The organism is Flavobacterium sp. MR2016-29 (assembly GCF_015350695.1).
In the GTDB taxonomy this organism is placed as follows: Bacteria; Bacteroidota; Bacteroidia; order Flavobacteriales; family Flavobacteriaceae; genus Flavobacterium.
Genome location: NZ_JADKPU010000001.1, coordinates 448,796 through 470,759 on the forward strand (window position 1 = coordinate 448,796; position 21,964 = coordinate 470,759).

General features: G+C 33.7%; 16 protein-coding genes. 5 read left to right on the forward strand and 11 right to left on the reverse strand.

The window, feature by feature from the left end; genetic code table 11:
• Window positions 1-136: 136 nt before the first annotated feature.
• The 4 genes from IR010_RS02070 to IR010_RS02085 all read right to left on the reverse strand — a co-directional run bounded on the left by IR010_RS02070 (window position 137) and on the right by IR010_RS02085 (window position 6,279).
• The gene (locus IR010_RS02070; RefSeq protein WP_194601179.1) at window positions 137-1,354 is read right to left on the reverse strand and encodes an efflux RND transporter periplasmic adaptor subunit; all 1,218 of its coding nucleotides are present in this window, start codon (window positions 1,352-1,354) and stop codon (window positions 137-139) included.
• Between the two features lie 2 nt (window positions 1,355-1,356).
• Window positions 1,357-2,604 carry a TolC family protein gene (locus IR010_RS02075; RefSeq protein WP_194601182.1) on the reverse strand — a complete coding sequence of 416 codons (1,248 nt, stop codon included), beginning with the start codon at window positions 2,602-2,604 and terminating at the stop codon, window positions 1,357-1,359.
• Window positions 2,605-2,732: 128 nt separating this feature from the next.
• The gene (locus tag IR010_RS02080) at window positions 2,733-5,861 is read right to left on the reverse strand and encodes an efflux RND transporter permease subunit (RefSeq protein WP_194601184.1); all 3,129 of its coding nucleotides are present in this window, start codon (window positions 5,859-5,861) and stop codon (window positions 2,733-2,735) included.
• Window positions 5,862-5,955: 94 nt separating this feature from the next.
• On the reverse strand, window positions 5,956-6,279 hold the full coding sequence (locus IR010_RS02085; RefSeq protein WP_317174414.1) for a DUF6660 family protein: 324 nt from the start codon (window positions 6,277-6,279) through the stop codon (window positions 5,956-5,958).
• Window positions 6,280-6,595: 316 nt separating this feature from the next.
• Between IR010_RS02085 and IR010_RS02090 the strand changes: the two genes are divergently transcribed.
• Both IR010_RS02090 and IR010_RS02095 read left to right on the forward strand, forming a co-directional pair.
• Window positions 6,596-7,717: a hypothetical protein gene (locus IR010_RS02090; protein WP_194566493.1), complete on the forward strand. Its 1,122-nt coding sequence runs from the start codon at window positions 6,596-6,598 to the stop codon at window positions 7,715-7,717.
• A gap of 10 nt (window positions 7,718-7,727) precedes the next feature.
• Window positions 7,728-8,501, forward strand: a complete 774-nt coding sequence (locus tag IR010_RS02095) for a porin family protein (RefSeq protein WP_194566495.1) — start codon at window positions 7,728-7,730, stop codon at window positions 8,499-8,501.
• A 2-nt stretch (window positions 8,502-8,503) separates the two neighbouring features.
• Here the strand turns inward: IR010_RS02095 and IR010_RS02100 are convergent, their stop codons facing one another.
• The 5 genes from IR010_RS02100 to IR010_RS02120 all read right to left on the reverse strand — a co-directional run bounded on the left by IR010_RS02100 (window position 8,504) and on the right by IR010_RS02120 (window position 15,163).
• Window positions 8,504-9,088, reverse strand: coding sequence for a chemotaxis protein CheB (locus IR010_RS02100; RefSeq protein ID WP_194566497.1), 585 nt, complete (start codon window positions 9,086-9,088; stop codon window positions 8,504-8,506).
• On the reverse strand, window positions 9,070-9,879 hold the full coding sequence (locus IR010_RS02105) for a CheR family methyltransferase (protein ID WP_194601185.1): 810 nt from the start codon (window positions 9,877-9,879) through the stop codon (window positions 9,070-9,072). The genes IR010_RS02100 and IR010_RS02105 overlap by 19 nt, the downstream gene beginning before the upstream one ends.
• Window positions 9,880-9,885: 6 nt before the next feature.
• The gene (locus tag IR010_RS02110) at window positions 9,886-10,254 is read right to left on the reverse strand and encodes a response regulator (RefSeq protein WP_029269786.1); all 369 of its coding nucleotides are present in this window, start codon (window positions 10,252-10,254) and stop codon (window positions 9,886-9,888) included.
• Between the two features lie 103 nt (window positions 10,255-10,357).
• The gene (locus IR010_RS02115) at window positions 10,358-13,933 is read right to left on the reverse strand and encodes a response regulator (RefSeq protein WP_194566500.1); all 3,576 of its coding nucleotides are present in this window, start codon (window positions 13,931-13,933) and stop codon (window positions 10,358-10,360) included.
• Window positions 13,934-13,948: 15 nt separating this feature from the next.
• Window positions 13,949-15,163, reverse strand: a complete 1,215-nt coding sequence (locus IR010_RS02120; protein WP_194566502.1) for a response regulator — start codon at window positions 15,161-15,163, stop codon at window positions 13,949-13,951.
• 289 nt (window positions 15,164-15,452) lie between these two features.
• Here IR010_RS02120 and IR010_RS02125 point away from each other — a divergent pair, with 289 nt between their 5' ends.
• Together IR010_RS02125 and IR010_RS02130 are read left to right on the forward strand one after the other, a co-directional pair.
• Window positions 15,453-16,301, forward strand: a complete 849-nt coding sequence (locus IR010_RS02125; RefSeq protein ID WP_194601186.1) for an SDR family oxidoreductase — start codon at window positions 15,453-15,455, stop codon at window positions 16,299-16,301.
• 155 nt (window positions 16,302-16,456) lie between these two features.
• On the forward strand, window positions 16,457-16,717 hold the full coding sequence (locus IR010_RS02130; RefSeq protein ID WP_029269778.1) for a SemiSWEET family sugar transporter: 261 nt from the start codon (window positions 16,457-16,459) through the stop codon (window positions 16,715-16,717).
• Between the two features lie 212 nt (window positions 16,718-16,929).
• Here IR010_RS02130 and IR010_RS02135 read toward each other — a convergent pair whose 3' ends face one another.
• Window positions 16,930-17,760, reverse strand: a complete 831-nt coding sequence (locus tag IR010_RS02135; RefSeq protein ID WP_194601188.1) for a hypothetical protein — start codon at window positions 17,758-17,760, stop codon at window positions 16,930-16,932.
• Between the two features lie 448 nt (window positions 17,761-18,208).
• Window positions 18,209-18,547 (reverse strand): hypothetical protein, encoded by a 339-nt coding sequence (locus tag IR010_RS02140; RefSeq protein ID WP_029269774.1) that lies wholly within the window; start codon window positions 18,545-18,547, stop codon window positions 18,209-18,211.
• A 206-nt stretch (window positions 18,548-18,753) separates the two neighbouring features.
• Here IR010_RS02140 and IR010_RS02145 point away from each other — a divergent pair, with 206 nt between their 5' ends.
• Window positions 18,754-21,963, forward strand: a complete 3,210-nt coding sequence (locus IR010_RS02145) for a PAS domain-containing protein (RefSeq protein WP_194601190.1) — start codon at window positions 18,754-18,756, stop codon at window positions 21,961-21,963.
• The last annotated feature ends 1 nt before the right edge of the window (window position 21,964 follow it).

A 21,964-nucleotide genomic window follows, 5' to 3' on the forward strand; every position in this document is an offset into this window, starting at 1 on the left:
TAATTAGTTCTAAATTTACTGCTTTTCTTGCAAATGTTTCTATTGTAAGGTTCTTTTTAATTTTGGTTGTTTCAGTTTTCAGGTTCTGAACTTACGAGCTTTGTTGTTAACTTGAAACCTGAAACTTGAAATCTTTTTAATGTTCATGCTCTCCTCCGCCTTTCATCGCAGAAAGCAAATAAAAAGCACCTTTCGTTACAATTTTAGCATCAGTAGCAATTCTATCGACAGATTTAACTTCCGTAAAACCTAAATCTGTTGTTCCGGGAATAACTTCAACGGCTTTAAAATGAATTTCTTTTTGGTTTGCTTCTTCTTCTACAAAAACAAAATACTTATCAGCATTTCGAACTACAGCATCTTTTGGCAACGCAGGAACGGTTGCATTTGTGATATTAATGTTTGCCGAAACATACATTCCCGGAATCAAACCTTTTGCATCAGCAGATTCGATTTTGGCGTGAACAGCAACGGTTTTGCTTTCGTTAGAAAATGATTTATTGATTCCGAAAATCTTTCCTTTGATGGATTTGTTCGATTGGTTCGTTAAAACAAAATCAATTACCTGCCCAACAGAAATCGAACCCAAATCTTTTTCATAAACATTCAAATCCAAATGCATTTGACTGTTATCAACCACTTCAAACAACGAAACTCCTGTTTGGGCATAAGCACCTTTTGCAATGCTAATTTTACCAACATATCCGCTTATTGGGGCAACAATTGGCACCAGCGACGTACTTCCTTTTGTACTTACATGCAATGCTTCTAATTTATTTTTTGCTGCCTGCGTTCGAGCTCTTTCCGCTGCTAATTTTGATTTGACTTCCTGAAACGTTTTCCTCGGATTTACATTTTCTTCGCTTAAGGTTTTCTGGCGGTTATATTCCAATTGCAAATATTCAATATTGGCTGCTGCAGAATGATAATCTTCCTGCATTTCAATAACTTCTAAGTTTTGAATTGTAGCCAAAACTTTTCCTTTATTGACAAAAGTACCTTCCAAAACAAAAATATCTTTAACGGTTCCGCCAATCAAAGTTGAAACTTCAGCAGAATTTTGTGGCGGAACTGTAGTATATCCATTGGCCTTTATGACCTTGTTGAGGTTTCTTTCTTCGATGAATCCAGTTTCAATTCCAACTGTTTTATATTGAGCAGTTGTTAAAGAAACTTCTGTTTGCGATTTTTCTTCTTCATGCGTTTCTTCTGCTTTTTTTTCATTACAGCTTAAGAAAGTAACCGCAAAGAACGCAAGGAAAAAGCGCGAGGCGCGCAAAGAAATTAAACTTTGTAATCTTTGCGAAAACCTAGTGTCCTTTGCGGTTAAATATGTTGTTAAATCTATTTTCATTTTTAATTGTTTTTGATGGATGGATATTGCAATTCAATTGCACTTTGATTAAAGCTGTGCGTCGCTTCGGTATATTGCTTTTTAATATCAATTGCCTGATTCAAAAAACTGATGTATGACCAATAACTCATATCGCCATTGGCATAACTTTTTTGCGCTGTATTTATGATTTGATCTGCATATTGCAAACCTTCATTTTGGAAATAATTCAATGCTTTTTGTTGTTTTTCGAAGTTGTTTTGCAATTCTTGAATTTGCAAGTTCAAAGTTAATTTGCTTTTATCTAAAGCCAATTGCGACTGCGACATACTAATTTCTGAAGCTTTAGCTTTCGCCGAATTAACACCGCCAAATAACGGAATCTGCAAACCGGCTGTAAAGCCTTGAAATAACGATTCAGTATTAATGGTCTGTGCAAAATAACCCAAGCCAACTTTAGGAGTTCTCAAAGCTTTAAAAGTATTCGTTTCTTTCTGATAAACCGAAATTTGCTGTTGATAATAATCGGTTACTAAGCCCAAAGCTTTATTGTTATCTTCTTGTTTTACAATAGAATATTGCAAAGCCGTATTTTCATCTGGAACAATATTTTCATCGGTCTGAACAAAAAACTGCAATTGTTTTTGATACATGGCCAAGTCATATTCTAACTGCGCTTTTTGCGTTTCAATTTCTTTTACTTTGGCTTTGGCACTGATTACTTCAATATTACCACTCTCTCCGGTCTGAAAACGCAGTTCTGCATTCTTTAGAAATTTGGTATAAATCTCATTTAATTCTGAGTTTAATCTCTGAATGGAAACTCCATATAAATATTGATAATACGCTAATGTAACGGCTTTTTCTATTTCATAAGATGATAATGCTTTTCGTTTTTCTGCCAGTTTTACCAATTCTTCCTGTAATTGTCGATTGGCTTTTGTAATATTTCCTATCGGGAAGAATTGCTGTACCGAAACATTATGATCAAAATCAGCACTATTGAATTGCCCGCCCTGATATTGAACCTGAAGCGGATCTGCCTGAAAAGCAGTCTTTTTTAGAATCGTTTGTTTTTCGATTTCTTTGTCGGCAATTTTTAAATCGATGTTGTTTGATTTAGCGAGTTCTATTGCTTTTTCTAAAGATATTTTGGTTTGCGCTGATATCAGCGTGCTTGCCAACATAAATGCAATTAACCGCAAAGATCGCAAGGGATGCGCGAAGTTCGCAAAGGTTATTTTTCTTAGATTGTATAGTAGTTTTTTCATTTTATTTATTTTTATTTCACGCAGATTCAAAAAAGATTTAAGCAGATTACGCAGATTATTTTTATCAGAATCAAAAATCAAATCTGCTTAAATCTGCGTATTTTTGTAGACAAGCATAAATTATCTAATTATCTAATTATCTCTTTTTTACGGTCAAACTTCTCTAACATCAAATACAAAATCGGTAAAACAATTAAGGTTAGTAAGGTTGCTGAGAATAACCCGCCAATTACAACCGTCGCTAAAGGTTTCTGAACTTCTGCTCCACCGCTTGTTGATAATGCCATTGGCATAAATCCTAAAGAAGCTACGGCGGCAGTCATTAATACTGGGCGTAATCTGGTTTTGGTTCCGATTAAAACTCTTTGGAGCGGATCTGATATTCCTTCGGATTTTAATTGATTGAAGTACGAAATCAAAACAATTCCGTTTAGAACAGCAATTCCAAACAAAGCAATAAAACCAATTCCTGCCGAAATACTAAATGGCATTCCTCTCAGCGAAAGCGCAAAAACACCTCCAATTGCTGAAAGCGGAATTGCAGTAAAAATCAAGGCCGCCTGTTTGAAACTGTTGAAAGTTAAATACAGTAAAATCAGTATTAATCCTAAAGCAATTGGAAGGGCGACTGATAATCGTTTCGTAGCTTCGATTAGATTCTCAAATTGTCCGCCATAAGTAACATAATAACCTGAAGGAAGTTTTAAATCCTTATCTAGTTTCTGCTGAATTTCTTCTACAACACTTTTTATATCGCGTCCGCGAACATTCAAGCCAATTGTAATACGTCGTTTTCCATCTTCGCGGCTTACCTGAACCGGCCCTTGCTCATAATCGACAGCGGCAACCTGAGAGAGCGGTACCTGCTGACCATTTGGCAACGGAATAAACAAATTGCTCACATCTGTAATGTCGGCTCGATTGTCTTGATTCATCCTTACTACAACATCAAATCTTTTGCTTTCCTCGTAAATTTTACCAGCACTTTCTCCCGCAAATGAGGAACGGATTATTTGATTAATATCTGAAATATTCAATCCATATAACGCAATCTTATTGTAATCGTATTTAATTGTAATTTGAGGCAACCCTGTAACTTTATCCGCTTTTAAATCGCCAATTCCGTCAATATTTTTAATTTTTGAAATTAATTCGGTTGCTTTTGAATCCAGAATTTCTAAATCATCTCCAAAAATTTTAATAGCAACATCGCTTCGGCTCCCGGTCATCAGTTCATTAAAGCGCATTTGTATGGGCTGTGAAATTTCGATATTAGCACCAGGAATCACTTCCATTTCTTCTTTCATTGCATTGGCCAGATCTTCCCAATTATGATATTTTCCGGTCCATTCCTTTTTATCTTTCAAAACGATAATTAAATCACCGCTTTCAATTGGCATAGGATCGGTCGGAATTTCACCACTTCCAATTTTGGTCACAATCGTTTTAATTTCTGGAAATTTATCCTTTAGCAATTTCTCATATTTCGTAGTCGTCTCTACCATCTGCGTAAGCGAACTTCCCGTCATAATTGTGGCATTTATAGCCAAATCTCCTTCTTCAATAGTCGGAATAAATTCTCCTCCCATTGTATTGAAAATAATGAATGCCAGAGCAAATAAACCTAGAGAAATTCCTAAAACAAGCTTTTTAAACTGTAAAGCTTTTTCTAAAAATGGCTTGTAGAAAGATTCCAGCCAAACCATTATTCTATCACTGAAATTGGGTTTGTGTTCTGTTTTCTTCGAAAGAAACAAGGCGCTCATCATCGGCACATATGTCAGCGACAAAACAAAAGCTCCAATTACAGCAAAACCAACCGTCAGTGCCATTGGCTTAAACATTTTTCCTTCAGTTCCTATTAAGGCTAAAATAGGCAGGTAAACAATTAGAATTATGATTTCACCAAAAGCAGCGCTATTTCTGATTTTCGAAGCTGAATTGTAGACTTCAACATCCATTTCTTCCTGAGTTAACTCTTTTTTATTTTTTAGTTGCTGCAGATGATGCATTGTGGCTTCTACAATAATCACGGCGCCGTCTACAATAATACCGAAATCAATTGCGCCCAAGCTCATTAAGTTGCCGCTTACGCCAAAGGCATTCATCAAAATAACAGCAAAAAGCATTGCAAGAGGAATTACAGAAGCGACGATCAATCCGGCGCGAAGATTTCCAAGAAATAAAATCAATACAAAAATGACGATTAATGCGCCTTCTAATAAGTTCTTTGTAACGGTTCCTATGGCATTGTCAACTAATTTTCCTCTATCGATAAAAGCTTCAGCCACAACTCCTTCAGGCAGACTTTTATTAATCTGAATCATTTTTTCATGAATTCGATTAACAACAGCACTTGAGTTTTCTCCTTTTAGCATTAAAACTAAACCTGAAACGATTTCCCCTTTTCCGTCTTTTGTAGAAGCTCCGTAACGCAGTGCAACGCCTTCACGGACTTGGGCAACATCGCGAACCAGAACTGGCGAACCGTTGCGGTTTTTTACCACCACATTTCCTAAATCTGCAACTCCTTTTGCCATTCCGACACCGCGAATAAAATAGGCATATTGATCTTTTTCAATATAAGCACCACCGGTATTTTGATTGTTTTTTTCTAAAGCATCAAAAATTTCAGTAATTGTAACTCCAAGACTGTTTAGTGTATTTGGGTTGACAGCAATTTCATATTGTTTCAGTTTTCCTCCCCAAGCACTAACTTCAGCAACGCCTTTAATTCCCTGCAGCTGCGGAATAATAATCCAATCCTGAATGGTTCTTAATTGAACTGCATCGTATTTTTTTTCATAGCCTTTTTTGGCATAAACATCATACTGATAAATTTCTCCCAAACCTGTCGAAATTGGAGCTAGTTCTGGAGAGCCAGCATAAGACGGAATATTTTCTTCGGCTTGTTTTAATCTTTGAAAAATTTGTTCTCTGGCCCAATAAATATCAACATCATCTTCAAAAACGACGGTAACAACAGACAATCCGAAACGCGAAATACTGCGAAGTTCAATAATATCTGGAACCGTTTTTACGGCCTGTTCTAAAGGATAAGTAATTAATTGTTCGACTTCCTGACTTGCAAGCGTAGGCGCTGTCGTGATAATCTGCACCTGATTGTTTGTAACGTCCGGCAAGGCGTCAAGTGGCAGTTGTTTGAGCGAATAGCTTCCCAAAGCTATTAATACAAGGGTAAATAGCAGTATAAAGAATTTATTCTTTATACTGAACTGTATAATTTTATCTAACATTTGAATATATAATGATGTGAGAAATTAGACAAAGCTCTGTCTAGTTATTCTGTGGAAAATCCACTACAATCTCACCCAATTGAATTGGGCATCATTATACTATTTGAGGAGGCTGCCAAATACTTCCGTAGAAATTAGAAGCAAAAACGGAATTGTAATTTGGTAATTGAATCGAAATAATAGAATATGCAACAGGAAAATCAATACTTACCAAGGATTGATAACTTAAAACCTGTGCACCACAGCAATTGCAGGCACAAAATGGCGAACACAAATCGCTGTTTTTATCATGCGAATGATTCGCTTCTGATGAAAACTGTGCAGTTTTATGAACAGCACTGTCCACTTCCATATCTGCACAAGGCATATTTGAAAGAGCCATCAAATAAAATGATAATATTATTGCTATCCATTTCACATTGTAAAAATAATATTTATTCTGTTATAAAAAATCTAAATTATTGAAAATGATGTTTATAAAAGATCATTATTTACAGCAAATGCAAGAAAAAAAATCAATTAAAAATTCTAGTTTCTAAAAAAATATTAGAAATGGTAAGAAAATTTAGTTAACTTTAACAATAATTATCATATATAATTAGTTTTTTATTTCAAAGCCTTTTTGATCTATTTTATTATAAACCAAAAGAATACGCATAAAATTCCCTCAAGAATACCATAATACTTATTTATTTACGCAGTTTCTATTTAATTAATCCTAAAACCTTAATTCGATGAAATGTAATACAATAATATCTGCCTCATTATTATTCTTTAGCATGCAAATTTTCGGTCAAGTTTATACTGACAAGATCGTTGGAGAAAAAAACCAAGAATTAAAAGACAGTCTTAAAGTCGAAAAATATCCATATGCCTTACCAATATGGGGTGAGAAAGTAGCACAAAAAGGGTATAAATTGCCTTATTCTGCCGGACTTTCTGTTAATTATTTTTGGCAAGACTCTGAAATAAACATTAATGACCTTGAAGTTGGATTTAACAATGGTCCAATGTATAATTTAGATGAAATTGTACGTTTTGATAAATCTTCTGTCGAAGCTGGTGCAGTAACCATAAGACCTGATATCTGGCTGCTTCCTTTTTTAAATATTTATGGCATTTTGGGAAAAGCAAATACCACAACAAAAATCAATGCCGGAATTTGGGTTCCGGATGCAGATAATAATTGGTCGCAAGTTGCCAGTTTTAGTACTAAAGCCAATTTTAATGCTACAACAGTTGGGATAGGAATGACGCCAACTATCGGAATTGGAGGCGGATGGCTGGCGCTTGATATGAATATGTCATGGAGTGATGTCAGTGCACTGGATAAGCCCGCTTTTTCTTATATTTTTGGTCCGAGATTAGGCAAGACTTTTAAGTTTAATAAAAAAGATGAAAATATAGCATTTTGGGTTGGTGCCTTTAGAGTTCATATTTCAGGAGATACTAATGGAAATATAGCCTTGTCTGATATTTTTGATTTGGATACTGCACAAGGAAAAGTCGATGAAGGATTAACAAAGATATCTGATAACCAAACAAAAGTAGATAATTGGTGGAATGGCTTAACCCCTGCACAACAAAATAATCCTATAAATATTACCAAACATGATACCGCAAATAGAGCTTTAGAAAGCGCAGGAACATTCTTAACGCATTTAGACGGCGCTTTAAGTACAGCTGAAACTTCAACTATACAATATTCTCTCCAGAAAGCACCTAAAGACATGTGGAATTTTATTACTGGTACCCAATATCAATATAATAAGCACATTATGTTTCGATTTGAAGCAGGATTTTTAGGAACCCGTACACAATTTCTAGGCGGACTTCAGTATCGTTTTGGACTTTAAAGCCAATTTTATGAAAAAAGGTTTATTACTTTCTATTGTATTCTTTTGCATTGCTCCTGTGCATTCTCAAGTTTTAATTTCATTGATTTTTGGAGACAAGCTGAATTCTCCCTTTTTAGAATTTGGTTTAGAAGGCGGTGCCAATTTCTCGACTATTTCTAACTTAGAATCTTCTGGAACGAATGTGGGATTTAATCTTGGTTTTTATTTTGATTTTCGCTCTAAAAAAAATCCAGCCTGGATGATTAATACTGGTGTTATTGTAAAATCACCTATGGGAGCACATGGAATTCCAGTATACTCTTTAGACGATGTAAATTTAGACAATACGTTTACTGGCGGAAGCGTAAATCGCGAAATTCGTTATTTTAATGTTCCTATTTTAATTAAATACCAATTCAAAAATAATATTTATTTAAAGACGGGACCTCAATTAGGTTTGCTGGCAACAGCTTTTGATGAATTTAAAAATGAAATCAACAAAGACGATGTTGTTTATAAAAAAAATATCAGAGATCAAATTCATGTGATAGATGCAGGTCTAGCTTTAGGCGCAGGTTATCATATGAATGTTGGAAATGGCTTAAATATTACTGTCCAATATTACTACGGTCTAGTACCTGTAATGAAAGGTGACGGTCCGGATCAATACAACAGATCTTTATATGTAACCGCTGGAATACCCATTGGAAAAGGAAAAGCCGCGAAAAAAAGAGCTGAAAAAGAAGCTGAATTAAACAAAATAATTTTGCCAGAAGATGAAAAACCAAAACCTGAAAATTAAGTTTAACTATTAATTGAAGTTAGAAACTGAAGGATTTCCTCATTTGTTAAGATGAAGTCAGGATTTGTATATAAAATAGCGTTATTAGGCATAAAAGGCATCTCTGCAGAAAGCGGATTTTGAACTGCAATAGTACCGCCAGCTTCCTTAATTGCTTTTAAGCCCTGTGTTCCATCAGTATTAGAACCAGATAATAAAATCCCGATCAAACTGTCTCCATACACTTCGGCCGCAGATTCAAATGATACGTCTATGCTTGGACGGCTGTAATTTATTTTTTCAGAAGTGTCTAATGCAAGAAAATCATTTTTTTCGAAAAGCAAATGATAATTAGATGGCGCTATATAGATAAATCCAGTTGAAAGAGGCACTTTATCTTCTACCGCTTTTACTTTTATACTTGATTTTAATGTAATTAGCTCCTCTAAGGTTTGATCATCTGTGCTTTTTCTATGCAGTACAATCACCATTGCATAATCGTTTAATTTGTATAATTCAGGCAATATCTGCATCAAAGCATTTAAGCTTCCTGCAGATCCTCCTATAATTACTACTTTACAGCCTGATATTATTTTATCTTCCTCCATATTTTCTCTTTTTCCAACTGTTTGTATTTGTTTGGAGCAACAGAATATTTTATGGTTTCTTTAGTTCCTAAAGCCAAAAAACCTAATACAGCTAAGCTTTCATCAAATAGATTGATAACTCTTTTTTGCAGATTAGTATCAAAATAAATTAAAACATTACGACATAAAATCATATCAAATTCATTGAATGATGTATCTGAAACTAAATTATGCTGCGAAAAAACCATCTTCTCAGCTAACTCTTCATTAAACTTTGCTATTCCGTAATTGGCTATATAGTAACTAGAAAAGTCTTCCTGACCGCCTGCATCACGATAGTTTTCTGAATATTCTTTCATCATTCGCAAAGGAAAAATTCCTTTTTTGGCTGTTTCCAAAACAGTTGCATTAATATCTGTCGCGTAGAGCAGTGATTTATGCAGCAAACCAGCTTCTTTCAGCATTATAGCCATAGAATAGACTTCTTCGCCTGTAGAACAGCCTGCATGCCATAATCTTATAAAAGGTTTTGTGCCTAACAAAGGCAAAATTTCATTTCTAACTACTCGATAAAAACCAGGATCGCGAAACATCTCGGTAACGTTTACCGTAATTTCATCAATCATTCTTTTGTAATATTCTGGATCGTATCGAACTTTTGAGAGAAATTCATGAAAATGGGCAAATCCATCTAAATGAAAAACTCTGTTGACACGCCTTTTTAATGAAGCTCTGGAATAGCTCCCAAAGTCAAAACCATAATATTCATAAACATCATTTATAAGCGTTTCTAATTCGATATCCTCAATCATAATCCATCAAATTTTGCTTAAAACAAGCAGTAATTTATCTACATCAACTGGTTTAGAGACATAATCATCTGCACCCGCTTCCAAACATTTTTCTTTATCGCCTGTCATGGCCTGTGCCGTTACCGCAACGACAAAAGTAGACTCTCTTGACGGAATCTTTTTTATTAACGGAATTGCTTCATAACCATCCATTTCAGGCATCATCATATCAATTAAAATGGCATCAATATGCTGATTATCTGATTCTAATAATTTCAAAGCCTCTTCTGCACTTAAACAAGACACACAATCAAATGATTTTGCACGCAAAGTATTTTCTAAAGCAAAAATATTTCTAGAATCATCATCAATAATTAAGAGTCTTTTTTTATTCATATTGCCCACTTTTATATATTTTTTTGCCACAAATTTTAGGAATTCACGAATCAATTATTTGATTGAAATCTAAAATTCGTAAAATTCGCAGCAGTATTTTTATTTATATTTTATCATACAGCCAAACTCGCAAAAGCGAAAGCAATTGATCAATATCTACTGGTTTTGTAATATAATCAGAAGCTCCTGCTTTGATGCATTTTTCTCGATCGCCGGTCATGGCTTTTGCTGTTACGGCAATCAAAGGTAAATTCAAGAATTTAGGAATCGAACGTATTTTTTCAGCTGTTTCGTAACCGTCCATATTTGGCATCATCATATCCAGCAAAACAATGTCAGTATCGGTATGTTCTTCTAAAATTTTGATGGCTTCTTTACCATCAAAAGCTGTAATTACATTCATTTTAAATACTTCGAGAGCTTTTGTCAATGAATAAATATTACGAACATCATCATCTACAATCAACACCTTTTTTTCGTGCAGAATATTATTTAGTAAATTTAGCTTTTTATGGCTTTCTTTTTTGCCTTTTCCTTCTTTTTTATCTTCAACTAAATGCAAGAAAAGCGAAACTTCATCAAGCATTCTTTGGTAAGAATGCGCTGTTTTTACAATAATAGAATCGGCGTATTTTTTAATTTTAACTTCTTCTTTAATTGATAAGCTTTTCCCTGTAAATACAATTACCGGAAGATTTTCTAAACCTGGACTTTTCTTAACGCCATCTAAAATTTGATACGCCTGTTTGTCCGGAATTCCCATATCTAGAATTACACAATCTACTTCTGATTTTGTTAAAACTTCTAAACCTTCAGAAACATCACTTTTAATTTCTGAATTGATGTTGTAAGTTTCTAAAAAGAAAGCCAATGCTTTTGCATGTTTTGGATTGTCTTCTATAATTAAAACCTTCTGTGCTTCTTTATTAATGATGTGTTCGATTCTTAAAAATACATCGGGAATTTTATCAAAAGCCACTGGTTTATCTAAGAAATCTACAGCGCCTTTCAGCAAACTTTCCTGTTTCAATTTATGCGATGACATAATGTGAACCGGAATATGTTTGGTTGCTGAGTGATTTTTTAATTCTTCTAAAACTTCCCAACCGCTTTTTATTGGAAGTTCGATATCTAATAAAACACCAATTGGGTTATAAATTAAGGCAAAATTTAAAGCATAATCGCCTCGTACGGATACAACACCCTTATATCCTTTTTTTCTGCTAAAAGCCAAAAGTGATTTTGCAAAATTGATATCATCTTCTACAATCAAAATTACTTTGTCTCCAGGTTTAATTGTATCTCTGTCATCTTCGATTTCATCTGGAATGACAACACTTAAATATTTGTTTTTTTCAGGAGCTTTTTCTTCTTCTTCTTCAATTTCTGTAAATTCTGTTGGCGGTATTTTTTCAACATTAACTTTTCCAGCTAGAGATCCAAAAACGGGCAGACATAATGTAAATGTACTTCCTTCTTTAACTTTGCTGTTCAAGATAATTTCTCCTCGAAGCAGTTTTGCCAATTCCCTGCTGATTGAAAGTCCTAAACCAGTTCCGCCATATTTACGTTTTGTAGAACCATCCGCTTGTTGGAAAGCTTCAAAGATAAGAGGCTGTTTTTCTAACGGAATTCCAATTCCAGTATCTTTTACAATAAAGCAAATGATTTTATCATCGTCTGTATTGATTTTAATTTCTAACGTTACTTTTCCTTTTTCTGTAAATTTAATTGCATTCGAGATTAAGTTTTTCAGAATCTGTTCTAAACGCATTTTATCTGTTTTAATGACAACTGGCGCATCTTTAGAAATAATTTCAAACGTAATTCCTTTTTCTTTGGCAATCAAATTAAACAGATTCCATAAATTATCTGTAATTTCTTTAGTCGAAACATCTAAAAATTCAAGTTCCATTTTTCCAGCTTCAATTTTAGATAAATCTAAAATCTCATCGATTAATCCTAACAAACTGTTTCCAGAACTCTGAATTACTTTTGCAAATTCAATTTCTTCTGGAACCATGCTTTTATTATTATTTTCAGACAATAATCTGCTTAAAAGCAAAATTGAATTCAGAGGTGTTCTTAATTCGTGCGACATATTCGCCAAAAACTCAGATTTATATCGCGTTGTAAGTTCTAAAGCTTCAGATTTCTTTTGGATTTCGTTGTTTTTTTCTTCCAATAAAACACTTCTTTCAGACAATTCTTCATTGGTTTGTTCCAATTCTTCCTGCTGTACACGCAATTCTTCTTCAGAAGCCTGAAGCTTTTCAGTCTGTGCTTCTAATTCGGCATTAATGGCTTCTAATTCACTGTGCTGTACTTGAAGTTCTTCTGATTGTGATTTGGTTTCTTCAAGCAATTCCATTACTCGTTTTCTGTTTTGAGTCGATTTAATAGCAATTCCAATATTATTTGAAATGATTTTTAAAAACTCTAAATGCAAATCAGAAAAACCGTAAACGCTTGCCAATTCAACAGCACCTTCTGTTCTGGTATCCATTAAAGGAAATGCGACAATATGTGTTGGTTTTATTTGGCCCAAAGCATAGTTAATCTGAATATCATCTGGAGATAATGTTTTTAGTTCTAACATTTTGCCAGAAACAATAGACTGACCAATCAAACCTTCGCCTTTTTGAAGACGTTCGCGATTTTTGCTCGGTATGTAGCTATATCCTCCAGCAACATATAGTTCATTATCTTCTAAAACATATAAGACTCCAGCACTGCTGTTAGTGTAATTACACAAAAATTCAATAACATCTTTTGATAATTTTTGAAGTGTTTTATCACCCAGCATCACATTATTAAGATTAGCAATACCAGTTTGAAGCCATTCTTTTTGAGACAATAACTCGAAAGAATTTTTTAAAGAAACTCCCATGTTGTTCAGTGATTCTCCCACGCTTCCAAGAGCGTCAGACTCTGTATCGTCTACACGAATATCATAATTTCCGTTCGAAATATTGCTTGCAATTGAGCTGATAGCCACAATTCTATCTGCAGTCTCTTTATCTTTCTTTTCTAATTCATGTTGTAGCAATAATCGTTCGCTGTAATCTTTTAAAATCCTGAATAAAAAAACAATCGAAATAACAAAAGCAATTACAAAAGCCACAATTATTAAAACTAAGCTATACGTACCATATCGCTCTGATGTTTCATTTCTTTCTTTTAAAAGTACTTGTTCTGTACCTTCAACTTTCTTAATATGATCCCTTAATTCATTAATCATTAAGCGTCCTTCATTAAGATCAAAAGTAATTGTACTTTTCCCTAATCGCTTTTTGACGATTTGATTGTTAAGGTATTTAAAAAAATTAATTCGCAGAACCTTAAGTTCTTTTAACTGTTTTTGCTGTATTGGATTATCTATAGTAAGTTCTTCCAGCTTATCAAAATAACTGTTAGATTTTGCCTGAGATTCATTATACCGATCTACAAACTGCTCATCTCCAGTAATAAGATAACCACGCATACTGGTTTGCGCTTCTGTAATTATTGCAGAACCTTCATTTAAATTATAAATTACCTCTTGTGTATGATTTACCCAAAAATTACTATTCAGTAAATTTTTTATACTCAAAAAAGAGGCTGTAGAACTGATCATTAATACTAGTAAAGAAACTAATGAACTAATTAATAAATTTCTTTTAAAATTATTATTCTTCATACTTGTAAATTATAATTATTCGTATTTTAAAGGAAGGACGATAATGAAGCTTGCACCCTCTCCTATTTTACTTTTTGCTGTGATTAATCCGTTATGTTTTTCGATGATTTTTTTGGCAATTGCCAGTCCAATTCCGGTTCCTTCGTACGATTGTCGATCGTTTAAACTCTGAAAAATAATGAAGATTCTGTCCAGATAAATTTCATCAAAACCAATTCCGTTGTCTTTTACAATAATTCGGCAAAATTTCCCTTGCGGGGAAGTCGGACTCTCAAATGATTTTTCCGAAATTAATTCAGATGTGATTTCAATTAGCGGACGTTCTGAATTTCCTGAGAACTTTAAGGCGTTTCCAATTAAATTTTGAAAAACTTGTCTCAGCTGACTCGGAATACTGTCTATAGTAGGAAGTTCAGTGCTTTTTACTGTTGCATTTTTGCGTTCTATAAGATAATCAAAATCAGATAAAACTTCTTGCAAAACCACATTTAGGTCTGTTACCTCAGGTTTTACCTGCGAAGATAGTCGAGAATATGCGAGGAGATCTGTAATTAAAGTCTGCATTCGTTCTGCCGATTTAATAGTTCTATCGACATAATCTACCGCTTTTTCATCAGCCGTTAAATAAAGCTCTTTGATGATTTTTATAAAGATTTGGATCTTTCTTATGGGTTCATTCAAATCATGCGAGACTACCCAGGAAAATTGCTGGAGTTCATGATTTTTCATCTCCAATTCTTCGTTTTTCAAAACCAGTTCTTTAGTTCTTTCTGCGATCTTAATTTCGAGATTATCTTGCGCTTCTTTCCTGATTTTGATTTCTTTAGAAAGAAGATCTTTTATGCCTTTTAATTCGTTTTGCTGTTCGTAAATTTTAATGAATGTCTTTACTTTTAAAATCAGCAAATCGCTGTCAACGGGTTTTGTTATATATTCTACAGCTCCGGTTTCATATCCCTTAAAAATGTATTTTTTTTCGATATTAAGTGCCGATAGAAAAATAACCGGAATATCTTTAGTGCGTTTGTTGCCAGAAAGAATTTTTACTACTTCAAATCCATCAAGTCCTGGCATCTGAACATCCATTATAATAAGACAATAGTTAGTCTTTAAGATTTTTTTCAGGGCTTCTTCTCCAGATTCCGCAGTATCTACATCGATATTATGCAGCTCCAATGTTTTTTTTAAGGCAATTATATTTGCCTTTATATCGTCTACGATTAATACCATACTGTTTTGGGGGAGTAAAGTTTTATTATGATTGTTAATTTAATATTGATTAAAAAAATGCTGTTTAAAGTATCTGATTCTATTTTAAACAACACTGGTCAAACCGTCAAATTTATTAAAAAAAAGAAGATAGCTCTTTTATCTAAAATTCGATTCGTTACATAATTCCCATGTTTAAATATGAAATTATATAAAGATTTATTGAGACAATTTTAATTTTATTTCAGTTAAATATTTAAACTGTAGCTATTTAAATTAGAGTTAGATTAACTGCTCTAAATTTTATGTTATGAAAAAGAGAAAAACATTTCCTGAACAAAAACAGGAACTTCCGGGAAATGAATATCAAATGAATCCCGAACCAGAAATTATTCGTGAAAATTATGCAGGAAGCGGCAAACTTCTCGGAAAAGTAGCTTTTATAACTGGCGGCGATAGCGGTATTGGCCGAAGCGTCGCTGTACATTTTGCCAGAGAAGGCGCTAATATTGCAATTGTTTATTTAAAAGAGGATAAAGATGCCTTGACAACTAAAGAATTAATAGAAAAAGAAGGCCAGCAGTGTTTAATAATAAGCGGTGATTTGAAAGATGAGAAATTCTGCAAAAGTGCCGTCAAAAAATGTATTGATACTTTTAAAAAATTAAATATTTTAGTTAATAATGCTGCAGTACAATTTCCGCAAAACGAATTAGAAAAAATAACTTCGTCACAGCTTCGAAAAACATTTGAAACGAATATTTATCCGTATTTCTATATTACAAAAGCAGCGTTGCCCTTTTTAAAAGAAGATGATGCAATTATCAACACAAGTTCTGTTACAGCATATCGAGGCAGTGAACATCTTGCTGATTATGCCAGTACAAAAGGTGCGATTGTGAGTTTTACAAGATCTTTATCGACTATGCTTGCGAAGAAAAAAATAAGAGTAAACGGAGTTGCGCCAGGCCCAATCTGGACGCCATTAATTGTAGCAAGTTTTGATAAGCTTTCAGATTTTGGCAAAGACAACCCGATGGGACGAGCCGGCCAGCCATCAGAAGTTGCGCCTGCCTATGTTTTCCTGGCATGCAATGACAGCAGTTATATTACCGGACAATTCATTCATATTAACGGTGGCGAATTGGTTGGAAGTTAATTTTTGAGGGACATAGGTTCAGAGGGACAAAGGCTCAAAGGTTTTCTAGGATTCGCAAATATTACTTTGAGAAGATGGAAAGCAAACTGATAACTTAATGGCATTCACATTTCACATTTCACATTTCACATTTCACAATTTACAAATAAAAAGCTATGAACTTCACTGATATTATAGGGCTCTTCGCAGGAACCTGTGTTACTCTATCTGTCATACCGCAGATCTTGAAAGTTTGGAAAACGAAAAAAGTAAAAGCTATCTCGCTTAAAACATTCAGCATCCTAACTTTTGGGCTGCTGGTATGGATTATCTATGGAATTTTGAAAAACGACTTGCCTATTATCATTACAAACAGTGTTTCACTAACCCTCAATCTAATCATGGTTTATTTTATTATTTATTATGAGAAAGAATGATTTTTAAGTTGTTTAGATTCTAAGATACTGAGCTTATAAATTTTCATGTAAATATTTGCTCACTTTGAGTGGGCGTCCTACGGATATTACTCGTTCCTCAAAAGACAAAAATCATCTTTCGACAATTATATCCAGTGAAATTAATAAATCAAAAAAAAAACAGCCCGTTAAAAGCTGTTTCGTGATTGTAGAAGTGGTATATGTGATGCTTATTAGCTAGCTAGTTTTTGGTTGTATGACTTAAATGAGAAATGGTATTTCTCTTTCAAAATGCGAGGCAGATAATTTCGGCTGGCTGCACCTGCAGCAGTAATAACTTCTGAAAAATTTATGTTTGAAATTCTTTTTATTTCGTTTAATTGCCTCGAAGCTAAGTTTACGATTGGATCAAAAGTTTTCAAATAATTATAACTATGCTGCGCTATCTCTAGTTCAAAAATGTCTTTTAAAATACTTTTTCTAAGCAAAGTACCCACAATTCCTTTTTGGGGAACAGCTTTGTATTCTTGCAATTTTTCAGAAATTTTCAAATTTTCTTTTCCTATATAAATGAAATTTCCAGAAGAGTCGTTTGTGAAATGTTTTTTAACTTGAGAAGTTAATTCACTATTCTTATTTTCTACAGCAAACGTTGGCATTCCAAGAATTGTGAATTGTATGCGTTTGTGGCTTTCAAAAAACAAAACACTATTGATTACTGAAGAATTGTTTAAAACTGCTGATTGGCTCTTTTTAAGATTTCTCTTCTCTCCATTTACACCAAAACTATGTGTAATATTTCCGTTTTCACAGTACACAAAAAATACCGGTGCAGACTGAAACGATTCTATACTTAAGCTTACATCTTGATTAAATACAAGATCAAAATGCATGAATAATACTTTATCATCGAAGCGAGTTCCTTTTATTGACCCTTTTGTCCATTTAGATTTAATCTCTAGATTGTATTCATTGTTTTCAGCGATTAACTCGCCATTGAAACTATCTTTAAGGTCATTAAAAACAGCATCGAATCCTCCAGTATTTAAGTATAGTTTTTTCATTTGTTCGGTTTTTTAAATATGTGTTTCGTACTTATTTACGTACAAAAATTTACTTTGGTTTCTAACTCATTTTGTATAATACAAATTTCATACATATTGCAAATCAAATCCTTATACAATTTCAGTAAGATATTTCATAATTTTTAGTTTGAGTTTCAAAGGCGCACAGTCCCAAAGGTTCAAAGTTTTCTGACAGGCCTTTATGTATATGGCCTCCTTTAAAAAAAGGATCATAGAATAGATTTTACGCTTCTATATCACATTATATTATATCATTTTCAGATTAAGTATTTGATGCTTTGCACAATAATAATACTCTGAACCTTTGCACCTTTGTACCTTGTGCACCTTTGCACTCAAACGCAAGTGCAAAAAAAAAGCAGCTGCTTCAGACGAATCTGAAACAACTGCTTCCCAGCAAAATAAAAAATACTTCCCTATTTTTATTTTAGGTAAGTTCGTTGATATCGGCGTTTGTAGAATAATTTCCTTCAGGAATATCCTTAAAAAATTCGGCTTCTTCTAAATCAGCCGTTGGCCCATATCCCAATAAATGAGTTCCTTTTCGTTGGTCTTTTGTTTCGATCACATATAAAATCGACATGTCATCAGGATCACTCATTCCTTCGTAACGGTGATGGGCTACAATATAAATTTCGTCAGGCTGATAAGCATACTTTGTTTCTGCATCAATTAAACAGCCTTTATCAAATAAATAATTTGTTGTATAGCCTTCATTTTGATATTTGTCGATATAGTCGGTTTCGTGTTTTTGTTCCTTTTTCATGACTGATTGAATTTTAAGATTGTTTATTCAAATCTATTGTTTACCCAAATTTCATCAATGATATCAAATAAAATTAACTCAATAGATTTAAAAATTGCCTCATTCAAAAAAATAAAAATCAAATCAAAAATTATTTTACTAATTTTAACAACTATCTAAATAATCAAAGCGTTTTCGCGCAATAAAAACACACAAAATACATTTTGATGAGTACTATAAATCATGATTTCCTGGCTAATGGAGGCGAAATGGGTACATTAACTCGAGCTAAAGACTGGAGCAAAACCTCTGTTGGATCTCCAGAAACATGGCCTCAAAGTTTACGTACTACATTAGGAATTCTTTTAAACTCAAAGTTCCCAATGTTTTTGTTTTGGGGACCAGAACATATTTGTTTTTATAATGATGCTTATCGTCCAAGTCTTGGAAATGATGGAAAACATCCTGCTATATTAGGTCAGAAAGGAGCAGAATTTTGGCCAGAAATTTGGGATTTTATTCAACCCTTAATAAATCAGGTTCTTAAAGAAGGTGAAGCAACTTGGCACGAAGATCAATTATTGCCTATTTACAGAAACGGAAAAATGGAAGACGTTTATTGGACATTTAGTTATAGTCCGGTAAATAATGATGACGGAAAAGCTGAAGGTGTGCTCGTTATTTGCAACGAAACTACCGATAAGGTAAACATACTTAAAAAACTCGAAAACAGCAATCAGCGCTATCTAGATAACATTCTCCAGACTCCAAATGCAATGTGCATTTTTAGGGGTGAAAATCATGTTATTGAAATTGCAAACGAACTCATGCTCGAAATTTGGGAACGAAAAATCGAAGATGTTATTAATAAACCTGTTTTTGAAGCTTTGCCAGAAGCTACAGGCCAAGGTTTAGAAGATGTATTAAAAGAAGTTTATACAACGGGAGAAAAATTCATCGCTTATGAACTTCCTGTAAAATTAATACGCAATGGCAAAATTGAGAATACTTTTATCAATGTAGTTTATGAAGCCTTGAAAGAACCTGACGGAACAATTTCTGGTATTGTAGCTATTGCCAATGATGTTACAAGACAAGTCACATCTCGAGCCGCCGTCGAAGAAAGCGACAGGCGATTTAGAAATATGGTAAAACAGCTTCCGTTAGGTATTGCCATCCTTAAAGGTGATGATTTAATTGTAGAAATGGCCAATACTACTTATCTTCAAATTTTAGATAAAAGCGAAAAAGAGATTCTCAACAAACCCGTTTTTACTGCCGTTCCCGAAGCCAGAGATAAGGTTTACCCTTTACTTTCTAAAGTTTATAAAGACGGTATTCAATATTCTACAGATGAATTAGAAGTTACTTTAAATCGTTATGGCAAAGAGGAGATTTGCTATTTTAATTTGGTTTTTCATCCCTTAAGAGAAGAAAATGACGTTGTTACAGGCGTAATAATTGTAAGTTATGAAGTGACAGAAGCTGTAAAAGCAAGATATCTTTTGACAGAAAGTGAAAATGCTTTTAGAAAATTAATCATGGACTCTCCTATTGCAATGGCTATTTTTAGAGGTAAGAACCATATTATCGAATTAGCTAATAATACTATGATGAATACGCTCTGGCATAAAGGTCTTAATGAAACAATTGGCAAACCTTTGTTAGAAGTTTTTCCAGAATTAGAAGGACAAAAATATCCCGAATTATTAAATGAAGTTGTTTCGAGCGGAAAAGTTATCCATGAAAATGAATCTGTCGCTTATATAGATATTAAAGGAAAACTCAAAAAGTTTTATCTTGATTACCAATACACGCCATTGTTTGAAAAAGAAGGTGAAATATCAGGAGTCATGGTTAATGTAAATGATGTCAGCGATAAGGTGCGAGCTCGAAAAAAAGTCGAAAATGCAGAGCAAAGAGCACGTTTAGCTGCTGAAATTGCTGAAATCGCCACTTGGGATTTAGATATTCCAACACAGAAAATAATTTATTCTGAAAATTTACCTATTGTTTTTGGACATGAAAAAAATATAAAGTTAACTCGTCTGCAAATGCAGCAACAAATACATCCTGACGATAAGTGGATTTTAGAAAAAGCATTTGAAATTGCTCTTAAAACAAGTATTTACAAATACGAAAGCCGCATTATCAAGCCTGACAATACTATTGCTTGGATAAAAGCGCACGGCAAAATATTTTTTGATGAAGATAAAGAACCGATCAAAATGATTGGTACTATAATGAATATTACAGACGAAAAAAACAATCAGGAAATTTTAATGAAAAGCGAGCAGAAATTTAGGCTTCTCGCTGATTCTATGCCACAGTTTATCTGGACCAGTGATGCGTTGGGAAACATAAATTACTTTAATGAAGCTGTTTATACTTTTTCTGGTGTTGATAGAAGTGAAATCGGCAAATATGGCTGGTTGCAAATCGTACACCCTGATGATCGTGAAGAAAATGTAAGAATATGGATGGAATCAATTAAAACAGGTAATGACTATTTGTTCGAGCATCGATTTCGTCGTGGAGACGGACAATACAGGTGGCAGTTAAGCCGCGCCATTGCTCAAAAAGATGCTGAAGGAAACATTCAGATGTGGGTTGGTACAAGTACAGATATTCAAGATCAAAAAGATTTTACCGATCAGCTTGAAAAAGTAGTTCATGAACGAACCGAAGAATTGGAGCTAAAAAACAAAGACTTGATTAATATGAATATTGAACTTCAATCTTTTGCGTATATCTCGAGTCATGATTTGCAGGAACCTTTGCGAAAAATTCAAACTTTTGCAAGTCGATTATCTGATTTAGATGAACAGAATATTTCGGCAAATGCCAAAACATACTTAAGCCGGATTGAGTTTGCAGCGAAAAGAATGCAGACTTTGATTCAGGATTTGTTGACGTATTCAAGAACAAATTCAGCAGAAAGAGTTTTTGTCAGTACAAATCTAGATGATATTGCCGAGGAAATAATAAGTGATTTTTCAGAACGGATTGAAGAGAAAAATGCTCAAGTAAATTTTGAACCTTTAGGAGAAGTTACTGTTATCCCTTTTCAGTTTAGGCAATTACTGCATAATTTGATCGGAAATGCCATAAAATTTTCTAGAAAAGACGTAACACCAATTATTTATATTAAAGCAGAAAGAATTAAAGGAAGCACTATTAAGCATGTGGTTGATTTTCCTGAAAAAAATTATTACCATCTTAAAGTTACTGATAACGGAATTGGTTTCGATGCTGCTTACAAAGAAAGAATCTTCGAGGTTTTTCAGCGTTTAAATACCGAAAGCGAATTTGTGGGAACTGGAATTGGCTTGGCAATCGTAAAAAAGATTGTAGAAAACCACAAAGGAATTATAACCGCAATAGGAGAAAAAGACAAAGGGGCTACTTTTGATATCTATATTCCTGAATTACAATAAT

Coding starts and splice junctions, on each gene's coding strand:
- IR010_RS02090 (WP_194566493.1), top strand. CDS start 6,596: ATGAAATGTAATACAATAATATCTGCCTCATTATTATTCTTTAGCATG.
- IR010_RS02145 (WP_194601190.1), top strand. CDS start 18,754: ATGAGTACTATAAATCATGATTTCCTGGCTAATGGAGGCGAAATGGGT.
- IR010_RS02080 (WP_194601184.1), bottom strand. CDS start 5,861: ATGTTAGATAAAATTATACAGTTCAGTATAAAGAATAAATTCTTTATA.
- IR010_RS02075 (WP_194601182.1), bottom strand. CDS start 2,604: ATGAAAAAACTACTATACAATCTAAGAAAAATAACCTTTGCGAACTTC.
- IR010_RS02120 (WP_194566502.1), bottom strand. CDS start 15,163: ATGGTATTAATCGTAGACGATATAAAGGCAAATATAATTGCCTTAAAA.
- IR010_RS02130 (WP_029269778.1), top strand. CDS start 16,457: ATGAACTTCACTGATATTATAGGGCTCTTCGCAGGAACCTGTGTTACT.
- IR010_RS02100 (WP_194566497.1), bottom strand. CDS start 9,088: ATGGAGGAAGATAAAATAATATCAGGCTGTAAAGTAGTAATTATAGGA.
- IR010_RS02110 (WP_029269786.1), bottom strand. CDS start 10,254: ATGAATAAAAAAAGACTCTTAATTATTGATGATGATTCTAGAAATATT.
- IR010_RS02140 (WP_029269774.1), bottom strand. CDS start 18,547: ATGAAAAAGGAACAAAAACACGAAACCGACTATATCGACAAATATCAA.
- IR010_RS02115 (WP_194566500.1), bottom strand. CDS start 13,933: ATGAAGAATAATAATTTTAAAAGAAATTTATTAATTAGTTCATTAGTT.
- IR010_RS02135 (WP_194601188.1), bottom strand. CDS start 17,760: ATGAAAAAACTATACTTAAATACTGGAGGATTCGATGCTGTTTTTAAT.
- IR010_RS02095 (WP_194566495.1), top strand. CDS start 7,728: ATGAAAAAAGGTTTATTACTTTCTATTGTATTCTTTTGCATTGCTCCT.
- IR010_RS02105 (WP_194601185.1), bottom strand. CDS start 9,879: ATGATTGAGGATATCGAATTAGAAACGCTTATAAATGATGTTTATGAA.
- IR010_RS02125 (WP_194601186.1), top strand. CDS start 15,453: ATGAAAAAGAGAAAAACATTTCCTGAACAAAAACAGGAACTTCCGGGA.
- IR010_RS02070 (WP_194601179.1), bottom strand. CDS start 1,354: ATGAAAATAGATTTAACAACATATTTAACCGCAAAGGACACTAGGTTT.